Here is a 14,372-nt window from a genome sequence, read left to right as displayed (position 1 = left end):
GTCATTGTTTTGAAATAAATATTTTGACATATCCGAAAAAGGATGAAATAATGATTTTAGGGATTGAGGATAACGGGAGGAGGGAAAGATGGCCCATTTCGCTGACGGATACACACTGGAAGATATACTCTTGATCACCTCTTTGCAACAGAAAACAGGCGAACTGACTTTGGAGACGGAACGGGGGAAGGGGACGCTGCGGTTTCTCAACGGCAATATCGTTGATTCCGATGCGCCGAGTTCAACGGCCATCGGAGATCTCCTCGTTTTGAAAGGAATGGTTACGTTACAGGATGTTGAACACTCTCTGCATAAGCAGAGGACCAACCCGGAAAGCGGCAAAATCGGCAAGATCTTTGTCGAAAACGGGAAAGTCGATAATTATTGTATCCAGACCATGGTCAAGGAGCAGATCTTTTCGGCCATCCAGGATTTCAGTACCTGGAAGAACGTCTGTTTTACCTTCCAGGAAAAAGAGGTTGTTGCCTCCGATGATATCCATGTCAGCCTCACCGATATTATCGACCGGATGGCCGTCGATTAGGGATCATCCATAATTGTTTGTGTCTGAAAAAGGATCTGCCCGTGAATTTTCGCGGGCAGTTTTTTTTATTCGCTTCCGAGTTTTCCTTCCACGCGGGTTGAAAAAAAAGATTGTCAAAAGATCTATTTTGCGATATCTACATAAAGTTTCATAACATCCCCGGCATCCTCATTCCTGATTGCAGCAGGGAGCAGGCCGGATCTTTTAACATCCTCATGGAGGTACCATACGATGGGTAATCAAAAAAGGACAACCTTCCTTGCGGCTATTGTTCTGTCCTTTCTGTGCGGATTGTTGATCTCCGCTTATCCGGGCTGGATCAAACCTGCCGGTGCGGCCTTTGATTTTTTCAAGCCTCACAAGGCGGCCCCTCCTTTGGCGAATACCGTGGTGAAGCCCCTGATCTCCCACCCGGTCCCGGTCCGGTCGACGGGGATGGTCTCTTTCGTCGAGCTGGTCAAGAAGGAAAAGCCCGCTGTGGTGAATATCAGTACAACGCAGGTGGTGAAACAGGGGGGCTTTAACCACCCCCGGATGAGGCAGGGCCGGAACCCGCTGGATGATTTTTTCGGCGATGATTTTTTCCGGAGATTTTTCGGGGATCAGCCGCCCCATGAGTTTAAATCGAAAAGCTTAGGCTCCGGTTTCATTATCGATAAGGCGGGATATATCCTGACGAACAACCATGTCATCGAAAACGCGACGGAGATTACGGTCAAGCTCTCCAATGAAAAGGAGTTTAAAGCCAAATTGATCGGGCGTGACCCGAAGACCGATATCGCCTTGATCAAGATCGACGATAAAGATGATCTGCCGGTGGTGAATATCGGGGATTCCGACAAGCTCCAGATCGGCGAATGGGTGGTGGCCATCGGCAACCCCTTCGGCCTGGAACAGACCGTGACGGCCGGTATCGTCAGCGCCAAGGGGCGTGTCATCGGATCCGGTCCTTATGATAACTTTATCCAGACCGATGCCTCCATCAACCCCGGCAACAGCGGGGGTCCCCTTTTCAACGTCCATGGAGAGGTGATCGGCATTAACACGGCCATCGTGGCCGGTGGACAGGGGATCGGGTTTGCCATCCCCATCAATGTGGCCATGAAGATCCTGCCGCAATTGAAAGAGAAGGGGAGTGTGACCCGGGGATGGCTGGGTGTGATGGTTCAGCACATCACCCCCGATCTTGCCGAGAGTATGAATCTGAAGAATATCGACGGTGCCCTTGTTGCGAATATCGTCAAAGGGGGACCGGCGGAAAAAGCCGGATTGGAGCGAGGGGATGTGATCATCAAGTTCGATGGGAAAAAGATCGGCAAGATGCGGGATCTCCCTTCGCTGGTTGCCTCCACACCCGTCGGGAAAAAAGTCGAGGTTGTTTTGCTGCGCAAAGGGAAAAGCAAGACCCTTGTCGTAAAAATCGGAAAATTGCAGGAGAAAAAGACCGTGCAGCAGGCAGTGGAAAGCGTCGGTGATCTGGGGATCAAGGTCCAGGGAATCACACCGGAACTGGCCGATTATTTTGATCTGCAGACGAATGAAGGGGTTGTCGTCGTCGATGTGGAGCGATACAGTCCGGGAGCGGAGGCCGGGATCCGGCGGGGAGATATCATTCAGGAGGTGAATCAGAAACCGGTCCGAACGATTCAGGACTATCGGAAGGCTCTGAGCTTGAAGAAGAAGGGTGAGCCCTCGCTCTTCTGGGTCAAACGGGGAGCGAACACACTTTACTTTGCCGTCCGAGGTGAGAAAAAATAATCATGATAACGGCATTTGAGTGCCGCAGGGCGGCCTCCTCTTGTTGTGCTCCCTCATCGTACCACAGGGGTGTACTTTCTCGCACGCCTTGATGAGGCCGTCCTGCAACTCTCTCGGTGCGTCACAGGACTTGCGAACAGGACCCCTTAGTATCCCGGGACCCAGATGCTTTCCCATCCGCCGTCATCGATAGACTCCTGTTCGTAGTGCCCTTCGATGTAACGGCCTCGGCGTGTATAGTGTCCGGGGACCCAGAACCGTTCCCAACGCTCCCGTGGGACCCACCGTTTTTCATAATGCCCCGGCGGGGGAGGGACCTCCACATACCGGACGGTTGTCCGGCAGGCTGGCCGGCCGTAGGCGGGCGGGGCGCCGATCAGGTGGTTCAATAAAAACATTGATGCGGCACCGATCGCTACTCCCTGCCAACGATGCCGGCTCCTGTTTCCTGCTGTGGCCGGCGATACGGCCAGGGTTGTGATGAACAGCGCCATGATCAAAATGGATGTAATTCGTGTCATAATTTCCCCTCCTTTCGATAGTTCATTACTCAACGATTTCGGCGTTCCCGTCTTATCTCTATCAAGGCATACGAAGGGAGCGGCCTTTTTATTCATAAGGGACCGGAAAGAATCCATCATTTTTCATGGACAGAAAGATTGATTTAAAGTATATATATGAGCGTCCCGACCGGTTAAAATCCGGGGAGGGGCGATGAGGTGCCGTAATGAACAGAAAATGGTTTTTTCTTGCGGTCTTTTATCTCCTCTGTTTTCCGGGCGCCGGCGTTTGGGAGAGGGGAGGTGCCGCCATGGCATTTGAGATCACCAGCCCGGTTTTTCAGCAGGAAAAGATGATTCCTCCCCGGTATACCTGTGACGGAGAAAACATCTCTCCCGTTTTGTCATGGCGTTCCCCGCCTCCGGGGACCGAGTCGTATGCCCTGATCTGTGAGGACCCCGATGCTCCGGCCGGGATGTGGGTCCACTGGGTGGTCTATAATATTCCGGCGAAAAGCAGGGGATTTCCGGAAGCGATTCCGGCACAAGGACAGCTTGCCGATGGTACCTGCGAGGGGATCAACGATTTCAGACGGGTCGGTTACGGCGGTCCCTGCCCGCCGGCCGGAACGCACCGTTATTATTTCAAGTTATATGCGCTGGACAGCAGGCTCGATCTGCCTCCCGGCGCGAACAGATCGGCGTTGTTACATGCGATGGAAGGACACATACTTGGAGAAACGGTCCTGATCGGCCGTTATAAACGTTTACGATAAGGACGGATCCAATGGCTTTGACTCGAAAGAAAATTATCATCCCATTGCTCTTCATTGCCGGGCTTGTCCTTGCGTATATGGTTCAGGAGGGAGGCCGCCATGGCGAAAGGAGACAGATCAGCAAAGGTCCTGCGTCTGCGGAGATACAGGCCCCCGATTTTACCGTCCGTGACCTTGAGGGGAAGGAGGTTTCCCTCTCGGATTTCCGCGGCAGCCTGGTTTTCCTGAATTTCTGGGCGACCTGGTGTCCCCCCTGCCGTGAGGAAATGCCGTCCATTGAGCGTCTTTATAAACTGATGCAAGGGAAACCTTTCCATATCCTGGCCGTTAGTGTCGACAACGATGCCGGTGTGGTGGAGCGGTTTCGCAAGAGCCGGGGCTATACCTTTCCCATGTTCATCGACGATCAGCAAAAGGCGGCCAGACTCTATCAGACGACGGGGGTGCCGGAGACGTTTATTATCAGTCCTGAAGGCAAAATCTTAAATAAAATTATCGGACCGGAAGAGTGGTCAACAGGGAAACCCCTTGCCTATCTTCAGGAACTCTTGCCCAAGTTATAGCTATTCTGCGTACTGTTGCATCATTTTCCTGTAGTAAAACAAGATCCCGTGACATACAACCTGCCGTTTTGTTTGGGAAAACGGGATTATTTTTTCTTGACAGAAAAGAGGGCCTATGCTAAGTTATTATTAATAAAAAGAAATCAAGTCAGGATGCCGAAATACTGAGATGCATGGGGTTCATGATGGTTTCTCCATTACAGAGGGTAAGGAGGAAAAGATGACCAAGGCAGAGTTGGTCGAAACCGTTGTGGAAAACATCAACGGATTGACCAAGAAGCAGACGGAAGTCATTGTTAATACCATCTTTGAAAGCATCAAAGATGCCCTGGCCCGGGGGGACAAGGTGGAGTTGCGGGGATTCGGCAGTTTTAAGATACGACAGAGGCAATCCCGCGAGGGAAGAAATCCGAAGACCGGTGAGATGGTGGCGGTTCCGGCTAAACGAGTCCCTTTTTTTAAAGCGGGAAAAGAACTGAAGATTCGCGTAGACAGTTGAAAGGATTGTTGTCTCTCTACAGGACAATTCAGGACCCGGTGAACCGTTCGCCGGGTTTTTTGTTGTTTCTTGTGTAAATGCAGGCGTATAGGTTTTGGGAGAACTTGGACCGGCGTTGAAGAAAGGAGCCCGAAAAATGCAGGTGCTTATCGTGTACTATTCCAAAGGGGGCAATACAAAGAAACTGGCGGAAGAGGTCGCCCGGGGCGTAGAATCCGCCGGGGTAACGGCGCTGTTGAAAAGTGCAGAGGAGGTGACGAAAGAGGATTTTCTTGCTTCCGCCGGGGTGATTGCCGGGTCGCCCGTCTATTTTGGTGTCATGGCCTGGGAACTGAAGAAGGTCTTTGATGATTTTGTCGGCATCCGCAAAAAGATGGAGAACAAGGTGGGGGCCGCCTTTACCACCTCCGGCCATGCCTCGGGCGGAAAGGAAACCACGATCTTTTCCATCCTTCAGTGCATGATGATCTATGGGATGATCCTCGTGGGAGATCCCATGAGTGCCACAGGTCACTACGGTACCGCCTGTGTCGGGGCGCCTGATCCGGAGACCTCGGAGAACGGCTTCAAGTTAGGGGGACGGGTGGCGGAACTCTGCCGGAAGCTTGCATAATTGATTCATTACCGTTTTCTTCGAAGCAGGAAGAATGGGGCTACGGGCGGCACTGGCGTGGTGACAAATGTCTGCTGAGGCTGTGCGCAGGAGAGGGGGGTCCCGTCGATCTCCTGCATACGCTTTATTTCGGTTTCGAACATTTTCATCTCAGGACCGATCCATTCGATTCGGTCGCCGGGGCGGATCTTGTTCCGGGCCTCGATCATAGCTTCCCGTCCGTCGATCTTCGTGACGATCCCCACAAAATCGTACGGTTGAATATAATCGGCGCCTGTTGTGAATTGCCGCCGTGTCTCCTCTTTCGGTAAAAGAAAACCCGTTGTGTAAGGCCGGTGGCTGACTTTCTGCAACTCTTCCTCCCACTCTTCCCGAAAACAATAAGCGGCTGGATTTTTCCGGTAGCTATCCAGCGCACGGCGGTAGACTCGCGTGACGGCGGCCACATAGTAAAGGCTCTTCATCCTCCCCTCGATCTTGAAACTGTTGACGCCGGCTGCAATCAATTCCGGCAGCCGGCGGATGAGGTTCAGGTCCTTTGAGTTGAGGAGGTAAGTTTTTTCTCCCTCTTCAATAATGGGGAAGGATTGGCCGGGTCGTTTCTCCTCACGGAGGGTATATTCCCACCGGCAGGGTTGGGCGCAGTCACCCCGGTTGGCGTCCCGGCCGGTGAGAAAGGAGGAGAGAAGGCAGCGTCCGGAATAGGCCATACACATCGCCCCGTGGACAAAAACCTCTAATTCCAGATTTGTGGATTGACGGATCCAGCGGATTTCATCAAGGGGTAGCTCCCGGGCCAGGACGGCACGGCGGGCCCCCTGGTCCTCCCAGAAAGCAACGGCATCGCCGTTGATGAGGTTGGCCTGAGTGCTGATGTGAATCGGCATTCCGGGAAGGACCCGCTGTACAAGCCGGAAGACCCCCGGATCCGCCACGATGACGGCATCGATACCCGTTGCGGCGACCCCGGGGAGATAGACGGCCATTGCCTCCAGATCGTCATGATGGGGAAAGACGTTCAGAGCCAGATAGACCTTTTTTCCCAGACCGTGGGCCAGGTCCGTCCCTTCGGCCATCTCATCAAGGGTGAAATTCCCCGCCCGATCCCGGAGGTTAAAGAATTCACCGCCGAGGTAAACGGCATCGGCGCCGTAGTGAAGGGCAAAACGGAGTTTTTCGAGATTTCCGGCGGGCGCAAGGAGTTCCGGCAGGGTGGGGTCAGGATTGTTCAGAAGCCTCTTTCTCCTTTAATTTCTCTTTGAGTTCTCCGATTTCTTTTTCCATATTCCGGAAGCGTTCCATGATCGGGTCGGGCAGGTGAATGTGATCGAGACTGCTTCGGACCTTTTCCCCCTCGACCTTCACAATCCTGCCGGGGACGCCGATGACCGTTGAGTTTGAAGGAACCGGCGTCAGGACGACAGCATTGGCGCCGACCTTGACATTGTCCCCCAGGGTCATGCTCCCCAAAATTTTGGCGCCCGCCCCTACGACGACGTTGTCGCCCAGGGTGGGGTGTCGCTTCTTGTGTTCCTTCCCGGTACCGCCGAGAGTGACTCCCTGGTAGAGGGTGACGTTGTCGCCGATTTCCGTGGTTTCCCCGATCACGACCCCCATGCCGTGGTCGATAAAGAAACGTTTCCCGATCCGGGCAGCCGGATGGATCTCCACACCGGTGAGGAACTTGGCCAGCTGGGAGATCGCACGGGGGAAGAAAGGGACATGGCGGGTATGGATCCAATGGGCGAAGCGATAGGCCAGAACGGCGTGGAAACCGGAGTAAGTCAGGAGGACTTCCAGTTTGCTGGTCGCCGCGGGGTCCATCTCGAAGACGGCATCAAAATCGGATTTGATTTTTTCCCACGTTTGTTTCATCAGAAAGAAAATTCCTTTCGTTGCCGATGGAGGTTACTCCGTTTTTTGAATCAGGGCCGAGGCGATGGATGCGATCCCCTCGCCTTTTCCGGTATAGCCCATTCCCTCCGTGGTGGTCGCCTTGATGTTCACCTCCGAGGGATAGATCCCGAGGGTGATCGAGATATTCTCCCGCATGGCGGGGATGAACTCGATCATTCGGGGCCGCTCGGCGATGATCGTGGCATCGATATTCCCGATTCGATACCCGCAGCGTTCCAACATCTCGTTGACCCGGGAGAGAAGGTCGAGACTGCTGATGCCCTGGTACTCATCGTCGGTGTCGGGAAAATGGGTCCCGAGATCGCCCATTGCCGCCGCCCCCAGGAGGGCATCGCAGATGGAGTGAACCAGGACATCCGCATCGGAGTGCCCCAGCAATCCCCTCTCAAAGGGCAGGGTAACGCCTCCCAGTACCAGTTTGCGGCCATCCGTCAACCGATGGGCATCATATCCCTGTCCGATGCGCATGGTCTGTTCTCTCCTTCAGAATGACCTCCCCCATGAGAAGATCTCCGGGAGAGGTGATTTTGATGTTGCTTTCACTGCCCCTGAGAACTTCCACGGGGTACCCGATCCGTTCCACGAGGGAGGCATCGTCCGTTCCGTAAAACCCTTCCCGGCCTGCCCGGTCGTAGGCTTCGTGAAGCAGGGAAGCGGGAAAGGCCTGGGGGGTCTGAATGGACCAGAGTCTCTCCCGGGGTACGGTTTGCAGAACCCTCCGTTTGGGGCCCACCGATTTGATCGTCTCCACGACGGGAAGGCCGACGACAGCCCCGACGCCTTTCCGGGCGGTTTCGATACACTGCCGGAAGAGGGGAACTTCCGCAAAGGGGCGAACCCCGTCGTGGATCACCACAACCGTCGTTGATTCCGGCAGGGCCTGCAAGCCTGTCCGGACCGAATCCTGCCGCTCACGTCCTCCAACGAGAACCGACAGGATCTTTTGCAGACCGAAGGGTTGAACAATCTCTTCCCGACAGAAGAGAACCTCCTCCGACGGGACCACAAGGATCACGCCGTCGATCTCCGGACAGCTTTCCAGTCTCTCCAAAGTGTGTGTCAAAATAGGTTTCCCAGCCAGCCGGAGGAACTGTTTTTTCGTAGGTCCGCCCATCCGGGTCCCGGCGCCGGCGGCGGGAACAATGGCAATACACTTCCCCTCTGTGGATGAAATCATGAAAAAATCATATCAGATTCGTCGGGGGAAGTAAAATTGAAATCCTGGTTGCAGATTTGAAAGGGGCAACGTCGTGCACGACGTAAAACAGCTTCATCGTTATATTTTTCCCATCAGGTCGGGTTGTAGCCGGAGAGCTTCCGCCCGGGCCGCTTCCGCTTCGTCCGATCGTCCCTGGGCGTGGTAGATCCGGCTGAGATTAACATACGCTGCGGCCAGTTCCGGGTGGAGAGTGAGGGCCTGATGGTAGAGCCGTTCCGCCGCTTCCAGCTCCCCGTCGTCCAGCAGGATGTTGCCCAGGTAAAAGTTGTCCGCCACCGATTCCGGGTGGAGAGCCAAGGCACACTCAAAGGCCTTCCTGGCATCTCCTCTACGCTTCTGCTGCAGAAGCAGGAGCCCCAGGTGGGTATAGGAGGGGGAATAGTAGGGATTGGCCTCCAGGGAATGCTGCAGATTGGCCAGTGCAGCGGATACATCTCCCGTAGACTGCACTGCCAGGGCAAGAGACATCCAGGCCCGGGCATAGCGTGGAGCAATTCGGGCGGATTCTCTGAAAGCTTCAAGGGCTTCGTTATGCTTTCCCTGCTTTTGCCGGACCCGGCCCAGAAGAGCGGCGGTGAAACAGGAGGAGGGATTGCAGGTAAGTGCCTCCCGATAGGCCGCTTCAGCCTTTTCCGGGGAGGAGTCTTCCAGGGCATTTCCCAGATAGAGGTTCGGCAGGTAGAAGCCGGGCGCTGCGGCCCGGGCGCTTTTGAAACACTTTACGGCCTCCGTAACCTTTTGATGTTGAAACTGGTGAACCAGACCGTTGTAGAGATCCTTTTCCACCGTTGTGAAACCGAGAGGGATATAACCCGATTTCTCTTCACGCCGGGCTTCCGGGATTTCTGCGATCCACTCGATCCGGTGACCGGAACGTCCGTCCGGATCAAGACGCCTCCCTTCCTCCACGTAAAAGGACAACCGCTCCGCAGCATGAAGGGATTCCATCCGCTCCGATTGAACGTAGTCGTGAGCACGGGCTGCAACCCGTCGGCGCAGATCCGGATCTTCTGTGATTCGGTCCAGAAGAGGGGGGAGTTCCTCCGGTGTACGGAAGAGAAAACCCGTTTCTCCATCGATGACATGATGGTACGGTTCCAGGTCGGCACAGACCGGAACGGCTCCGAAGGCGCCGTATTCAAGGAACTTCACATCGGACCGGCAGAGATTGTAGTCCGTCGGAAGAAGCGGGGCAAGCCCTACATGGAGGGTCTGGATGAAACGATAGAAATCGTCCAGGGTGCCCGGCGGTGTATAGGCCTTCTGTCCCTCATCCAGGTCGCAGAAGAGATCGAAGATCTCCCGGGACCCCATGATGGAAAGGCATGCCTCCGGATGTTTACGGAACCAGCCGATCAGATGGGGAGCGATCCGTTTCATATCTTCGAGATGTCCGTGGGAACCTCCCCAGCCGACGAGAAAGGGGGTGTCCGGTTTTTTGAGAGAGCCGATCCGCTCCATCTGATTCTCGAAAACGGAGATGTTGGGGTTGTACCGTTCAAAGCGCCGAGCCAGTTCACGGCAAGTTACCTGAACGGCATCGCACGTTCCAATCAACTGAAGAATTATCGCTCGGTTTTCCGGGTCTTTGAAAAAGTAATAGACCGGGTTCCAGGGCTGAAACCCGGGGAAGTAATCATTGATTTCATAGATCGTCAGTTTCCGGGCCGTCTTCCGTTCAGCGATAATCGGCAGAAGGTCCGGATCTCCCACCAGGTTGATGATCAGAACATCGGCTTCCAGCAAAAGACGCAGCCTGTGCCGGGAAAGGGTGGAGAACTCGACTACCTCGATCCCTGGAAGGCGGCCCAGCGCCCGGTTTGGCTGTGCAATCCGGTAAACATAATCACCGGCCCGATCCACCTGCGGCGAGGAGAAGTGTGCAAGCGTCAGAGAAATTCCCTGATCGTTTTTTGAGGACATGATCGGTCCGTTCTTTGCAGTGTGATGGGAAAGACTCTCCTTGTTATCATAGTACAGTTGTGGAAAGTGTGACAATAGAAATTCTTTTCGGATTTGGAGGAAATTTCTCGATCGAGGAAATCAAGGTCGGCAAGCCCCGGCGGCAGCGCCAAGCGCCTGACGTTCCGGATGACTCCACGATGAGGTTGGAGGAGACTTAGACCGGGTTGCAGGTCACATGGTTGCGCCCTTATTCGTTGTTTCGGTAGAGAAGGGCAAGTTTTTTTAGTTCCGTAGAGTGCTTTAAGATCCGGCCCGTGAGATTCGTTCGATCTCTTTTTCATCGATCTGGAATTCCCGGGCCAACAGCTTCGGGTCGGCCCCGGTTTCCTGCAGGACCTCTCGGACATATTCTTCGTAAGTGGGACTTTGTTCCCAACAGTTGTAGAAGTTCTCTTCCAGCATGGCCGCCAACCCTTCGGAGGGGATGTTGTACCCTTTTTTGGTTGCTTCCTGGTTGCCGGTCCCTTCCGGCACTCCGAGGAGGATCTGATGATGATCAATTAGAGTGTAACGGAGGTCCTGGACCATGAGGCAACTGCTGTATCGTACGTCCGCCCCGGCCCGGGTGTAATGGGATCCGACATAGAGCCGATCGGGAAATTTAGGAATCAGGTAGGCGACGTGGACGCCTTTTTCGACTAGTTTCTCAATGTGGGCGACGATGGAATGAATTTTCTTGACATCTTCTTTCTGGGGAGTTCTTCCGGTAATTGCCCCGATCACCTCCTCCTTCGCCCCGAGCATGGCATCGGTGAGGTTCATGAAATATTCCTGCCGAGTCAGTATCCGTGTCGCCCGGCCGACTTCCGCGATCAGGGCATCTCGGTGTCTTCCTTCCCGAATGCTGTAGAGCAGCAGGATGATTGTGAAGACCAGCAGAACCGATTCGAGAATCAGCAACAGGTTTTCAATGTGAAACTCCATGGACATTCCTTGTGTTGTGCCCGGCAAAGAGGGGAGAACCCAGTGCAAAGAGATCAAATTATATCATAACGGAATTTGACGAAAAAACCAACCAATCTTTAAAGATGGACCTTCAGTTGGGTCTCCTTCCTTCCCAGGAATAGATGTTTCCTCCGGATCTTTACCTTAATGGTTTCTCCCTTTTTCTTGCCGAGGAGCGCGATTTTAACATCGTCGATCTTCCGGATTTTTTCTTTTCCGATCTTTAAGATAAGATCTCCCTCCCGCATGCCGCCCTTGTCGGCCGGACCGTTTCGCAGCATCTTTACGACTTCGATGCCGTTTTTGTTTTTTGACAGCATGACCATCAGTTTCGGACTCTCCGGCGTTTTCATCGGATCGGGAAAAAGTATGTAGTCGGCCAGGTCTCTTCGAATGGTGTCATTGATATCGTTTAAAATCACCGTTCCCCGTATGCCGGTGATCCGGTGCACCCGGTCGGGGATCCCCCAGGAATATTGCAGGTGACCATTTCCGGCAAGGACGACCATCGGCGTATCGGGGTGTTTTCGCAGGGTTTCTGCAATCGTGTGGGCCATGGTCTCATCCCAGAGGACCTGGGACTGGAAGAAATCAGCAAAAAGCGCCCCCGTTTTGCCCGCAGCCTGACTCTTTCCCTCGGGGTGTTCCTTGAAGATCTCCTGCATGTATTGCCGGTAGGTCTGGTTGGTCATGTCGATATCCCGCGGCAGGGCCTCGGCCTCATCGGGCGTCAGAGAAGAGATCCCTTTGCGGGAGACTTTGCGGATGATTTCCGCCCGCAGGTTGAGAGCGATGACGGGAATCTTCTTCGCCCGGGCATACTGCAGGATGTCCCGGTAGAGGTTATATTCATATTTCCAGCGGGAAAAGTATTCCGTTTTCCGGAGCATCTCCGCTTCGTCGATTTTGCCCTGAATATACTGATTGAGATATTCCTGGTAGGGACGTTGAAACATCTCCATGCCGATGATGAGTTTCCTCCGGGCCTTAAAGATGCGCCGGATGATCTCACGCTGCACGACATGATGGGCGTATGCGGTATGCGATTCTCCGATGAAGATAAGACGCCGATCCCGGATTTTTGTGACGACGGCATCCAGGTCGAGGTCCTTCTTCGGCTCAACGGCCTCTACATGAAGGTCCAGGTCGACAACGATCCCCTGTTCCGCCGTACCGGCCTTACGCGAGATGACGTGCCCGTCGCGGAAGACCAGTTCGGCGTCGTTCCCGTAGTGAAAGATCTTTCTCAGGGCGGGGAGGCTGGAACCGGGCCGATCTCCTCCTGCAAGGACGTCGGTCAATTCCGTGTTCAGCGGATTGGCCGTCACTTTCAGGACCAGGTCGCCTCGGGGGAGTGACGTACCGGCGAAGAGGCGCTGATAGATCCGGTTTTTCCTTGAGAAGATCAAGGCGGAGTGGTTCCTGAGATCTTCTTCGGTGACCTCTTTGGCCTGAATGACCTTGAAGCCCTTTCGCCGGAAGAGGTCTGCAGCATCCCTGTAGAGATCGGAATCTTCATCGGGAAGAATGACCAGGGAGCCCGGCCGTCCGAGGAATCCGGAGAGAACCTGCGGGGTCTCCTCCTTCGTCAGGCTCCGCATGACGTCGTAGTTCGGATCGATGATGAGCCGGGAAGGTTTCTCGGTGAAGGTATGCGACCAATGTTCTGTCGCACCTTCGACAGGGAATGTGTAAGTCTTGCGGCCGTCCGGTGTGACGACCGTTACGGGAAGTTTGAACCGCCAGGGTTTTCCTTCCTGGCGGAGGTCGAAACTCAGCCGGTAGGCCCCGTTGCGGTAAAGGAGCCTCGGGTTTTTCACCCGGAACTCCGGAACCCCCTTCCGTTCGAGCCACTGTGTGAAGAAGGGGGCAAGATCTTCTCCGGCGGCGGTGGAAAAATGTTTTTCGAGGTCATGCCATAAGAGCCGTTTGAATTTCTCCGCGGCAATCGTCTCCTTCAGGCCGGCAAAGAACTTCTCGTCCCCGACCTTTCTGCGGAGCATGTGAAAGAACATGGCCCCCTTCCCGTAGCCTATGGCCTGCGTGGCCCGGTTCGTGCGTTCCCGGAAATCCTTGAGAGGAAAATCATTCTTCCTGGTCACATAGTTGCGGTAGTCGGTCAGGATCTTTTTCCGGTAGGCCGCCCCCTTTCCTGCCTGTGCCTTATACCAGTGATCGGCAAGGTAGGTCGTTAATCCTTCGGACCAGTTTCCTTCAGCGTTGTTCACGAAGAGGCTGTTGCCGAACCACTGATGCAGGATCTCGTGTCCGAGGGAGGTCTGGAGGATGAAGGGAAGTCGGATGACCGCAGCGCCGAGAAGGGTGTAGGTCGGGAATGAAGAGCCGGTGGGGTAACGGTTTTCGACGATGGAGAAAATCGGATAGGGAAATGGACCGAGCATCTTCTCGTAGAGTTCGATGTAACGGCGTGCCCGATCGAGGTAGCGCCCGGCGAGTGTGTCGTCCTCCGCGAAGAAGAGAACCCGCAAGGTAATGCCGTGGATCCGCTCTTGACGGATCTTGTAGGGACCGGCAGCGAGGGTAATCCCCCCGATGGCGTGGGGGAAAACGAAACGGACGGTCCGGGTCTTCTCGCCGAGGCTCTCTTTTACCGACTCCGTTTCCGAGACGGCGGTCATGGAGCGGGGCAGGGTTACCGTCAACCTGTAGCGGCTCCGGAGAGAAATTGTCGGGTACCACCGACTGAGGAGTATCACCCCTTTCGGGTTAAGAGCGTTTTCCCCGTCCTCACCGGAGAAAACTTTTCGGTAATCGAATTCCAGGACGTGGGGGCCGGGATCCGCTGCGAGTCTCCGGTTGACTGCTTCGAAGGAATCAATCTTCTTGCCGTCCAGCCGCCACCCGGTCATGGAAAAAGGAGCCGGGTCGATCTCGAACCGGTTCCCACTGGTCACGGAGATGATGCCGTGCCCCTCGATGGTGTGGATGCCGGGCAGTAATCTCACGTTCAATCGGTACAAAGGAATTTCTTCGGCGGATGCAGGGTTCCAGGTCATGAGGATCATCAGTATCATCAATGATGCTTTTAGCGATCTTATCATAAGACCTCCCG

General features: G+C 54.6%; 14 protein-coding genes. 6 read left to right on the top strand and 8 right to left on the bottom strand.

Annotation, left to right across the window (positions count from 1 at the left end):
• The first annotated feature begins 88 nt into the window (after nucleotides 1-88).
• The gene (locus tag GXP58_01635; GenBank protein ID NOY52304.1) at nucleotides 89-544 is read left to right on the top strand and encodes a DUF4388 domain-containing protein; all 456 of its coding nucleotides are present in this window, start codon (nucleotides 89-91) and stop codon (nucleotides 542-544) included.
• A 435-nt stretch (nucleotides 545-979) separates the two neighbouring features.
• Nucleotides 980-2,302: a DegQ family serine endoprotease gene (locus GXP58_01630; GenBank protein ID NOY52303.1), complete on the top strand. Its 1,323-nt coding sequence runs from the start codon at nucleotides 980-982 to the stop codon at nucleotides 2,300-2,302.
• A gap of 146 nt (nucleotides 2,303-2,448) precedes the next feature.
• Here GXP58_01630 and GXP58_01625 read toward each other — a convergent pair whose 3' ends face one another.
• Nucleotides 2,449-2,823: a hypothetical protein gene (locus GXP58_01625; GenBank protein NOY52302.1), complete on the bottom strand. Its 375-nt coding sequence runs from the start codon at nucleotides 2,821-2,823 to the stop codon at nucleotides 2,449-2,451.
• A gap of 290 nt (nucleotides 2,824-3,113) precedes the next feature.
• Between GXP58_01625 and GXP58_01620 the strand changes: the two genes are divergently transcribed.
• From GXP58_01620 to GXP58_01605, 4 genes are all read left to right on the top strand, one after another.
• The gene (locus tag GXP58_01620) at nucleotides 3,114-3,578 is read left to right on the top strand and encodes a YbhB/YbcL family Raf kinase inhibitor-like protein (protein NOY52301.1); all 465 of its coding nucleotides are present in this window, start codon (nucleotides 3,114-3,116) and stop codon (nucleotides 3,576-3,578) included.
• An 11-nt stretch (nucleotides 3,579-3,589) separates the two neighbouring features.
• Entirely contained in the window at nucleotides 3,590-4,141 is a 552-nt protein-coding gene (locus GXP58_01615) for a TlpA family protein disulfide reductase (GenBank protein NOY52300.1), read from the top strand.
• A 220-nt stretch (nucleotides 4,142-4,361) separates the two neighbouring features.
• Nucleotides 4,362-4,640: an integration host factor subunit beta gene (locus tag GXP58_01610; protein ID NOY52299.1), complete on the top strand. Its 279-nt coding sequence runs from the start codon at nucleotides 4,362-4,364 to the stop codon at nucleotides 4,638-4,640.
• 136 nt (nucleotides 4,641-4,776) lie between these two features.
• On the top strand, nucleotides 4,777-5,253 hold the full coding sequence (locus GXP58_01605) for a flavodoxin family protein (GenBank protein NOY52298.1): 477 nt from the start codon (nucleotides 4,777-4,779) through the stop codon (nucleotides 5,251-5,253).
• Nucleotides 5,254-5,261: 8 nt separating this feature from the next.
• On the opposite strand, the gene GXP58_01600 is transcribed toward GXP58_01605, so the two are convergent.
• The 7 genes from GXP58_01600 to GXP58_01570 form a co-directional block, all read right to left on the bottom strand.
• Nucleotides 5,262-6,464 (bottom strand): U32 family peptidase, encoded by a 1,203-nt coding sequence (locus GXP58_01600; GenBank protein NOY52297.1) that lies wholly within the window; start codon nucleotides 6,462-6,464, stop codon nucleotides 5,262-5,264.
• Nucleotides 6,465-6,471: 7 nt separating this feature from the next.
• A complete protein-coding gene (gene cysE / locus GXP58_01595) occupies nucleotides 6,472-7,128 on the bottom strand; it encodes a serine O-acetyltransferase (GenBank protein ID NOY52296.1) in 657 nt (218 codons plus the stop codon).
• A gap of 33 nt (nucleotides 7,129-7,161) precedes the next feature.
• Nucleotides 7,162-7,638: a 2-C-methyl-D-erythritol 2,4-cyclodiphosphate synthase gene (locus GXP58_01590; protein ID NOY52295.1), complete on the bottom strand. Its 477-nt coding sequence runs from the start codon at nucleotides 7,636-7,638 to the stop codon at nucleotides 7,162-7,164.
• Complete coding sequence (gene ispD / locus GXP58_01585; protein ID NOY52294.1) at nucleotides 7,616-8,347, bottom strand: 2-C-methyl-D-erythritol 4-phosphate cytidylyltransferase; 732 nt, start codon at nucleotides 8,345-8,347, stop codon at nucleotides 7,616-7,618. The genes GXP58_01590 and ispD overlap by 23 nt, the downstream gene beginning before the upstream one ends.
• A gap of 99 nt (nucleotides 8,348-8,446) precedes the next feature.
• Entirely contained in the window at nucleotides 8,447-10,312 is a 1,866-nt protein-coding gene (locus GXP58_01580) for a tetratricopeptide repeat protein (GenBank protein NOY52293.1), read from the bottom strand.
• 282 nt (nucleotides 10,313-10,594) lie between these two features.
• Nucleotides 10,595-11,278 (bottom strand): hypothetical protein, encoded by a 684-nt coding sequence (locus tag GXP58_01575; GenBank protein NOY52292.1) that lies wholly within the window; start codon nucleotides 11,276-11,278, stop codon nucleotides 10,595-10,597.
• A 98-nt stretch (nucleotides 11,279-11,376) separates the two neighbouring features.
• On the bottom strand, nucleotides 11,377-14,361 hold the full coding sequence (locus tag GXP58_01570) for a PDZ domain-containing protein (GenBank protein NOY52291.1): 2,985 nt from the start codon (nucleotides 14,359-14,361) through the stop codon (nucleotides 11,377-11,379).
• Between the last annotated feature and the right edge of the window lie 11 nt (nucleotides 14,362-14,372).

Source organism: Deltaproteobacteria bacterium, assembly GCA_013151235.1.
GTDB lineage: Bacteria > CG2-30-53-67 > CG2-30-53-67 > CG2-30-53-67 > CG2-30-53-67 > JAADIO01.
Note: the sequence above shows the minus strand (reverse complement) of the source record. Positions and strands in the feature narration are given on the sequence as shown.

Bases quoted from the DNA above. Each gene is read 5' to 3' on its own strand.
- GXP58_01635 (NOY52304.1), top strand. From the start codon at position 89: ATGGCCCATTTCGCTGACGGATACACACTGGAAGATATACTCTTGATC.
- GXP58_01630 (NOY52303.1), top strand. From the start codon at position 980: ATGGTCTCTTTCGTCGAGCTGGTCAAGAAGGAAAAGCCCGCTGTGGTG.
- GXP58_01625 (NOY52302.1), bottom strand. From the start codon at position 2,823: ATGACACGAATTACATCCATTTTGATCATGGCGCTGTTCATCACAACC.
- GXP58_01620 (NOY52301.1), top strand. From the start codon at position 3,114: ATGGCATTTGAGATCACCAGCCCGGTTTTTCAGCAGGAAAAGATGATT.
- GXP58_01615 (NOY52300.1), top strand. From the start codon at position 3,590: ATGGCTTTGACTCGAAAGAAAATTATCATCCCATTGCTCTTCATTGCC.
- GXP58_01610 (NOY52299.1), top strand. From the start codon at position 4,362: ATGACCAAGGCAGAGTTGGTCGAAACCGTTGTGGAAAACATCAACGGA.
- GXP58_01605 (NOY52298.1), top strand. From the start codon at position 4,777: ATGCAGGTGCTTATCGTGTACTATTCCAAAGGGGGCAATACAAAGAAA.
- cysE (NOY52296.1), bottom strand. From the start codon at position 7,128: ATGAAACAAACGTGGGAAAAAATCAAATCCGATTTTGATGCCGTCTTC.
- GXP58_01590 (NOY52295.1), bottom strand. From the start codon at position 7,638: ATGCGCATCGGACAGGGATATGATGCCCATCGGTTGACGGATGGCCGC.
- ispD (NOY52294.1), bottom strand. From the start codon at position 8,347: ATGATTTCATCCACAGAGGGGAAGTGTATTGCCATTGTTCCCGCCGCC.
- GXP58_01580 (NOY52293.1), bottom strand. From the start codon at position 10,312: ATGTCCTCAAAAAACGATCAGGGAATTTCTCTGACGCTTGCACACTTC.
- GXP58_01575 (NOY52292.1), bottom strand. From the start codon at position 11,278: ATGGAGTTTCACATTGAAAACCTGTTGCTGATTCTCGAATCGGTTCTG.
- GXP58_01570 (NOY52291.1), bottom strand. From the start codon at position 14,361: ATGATAAGATCGCTAAAAGCATCATTGATGATACTGATGATCCTCATG.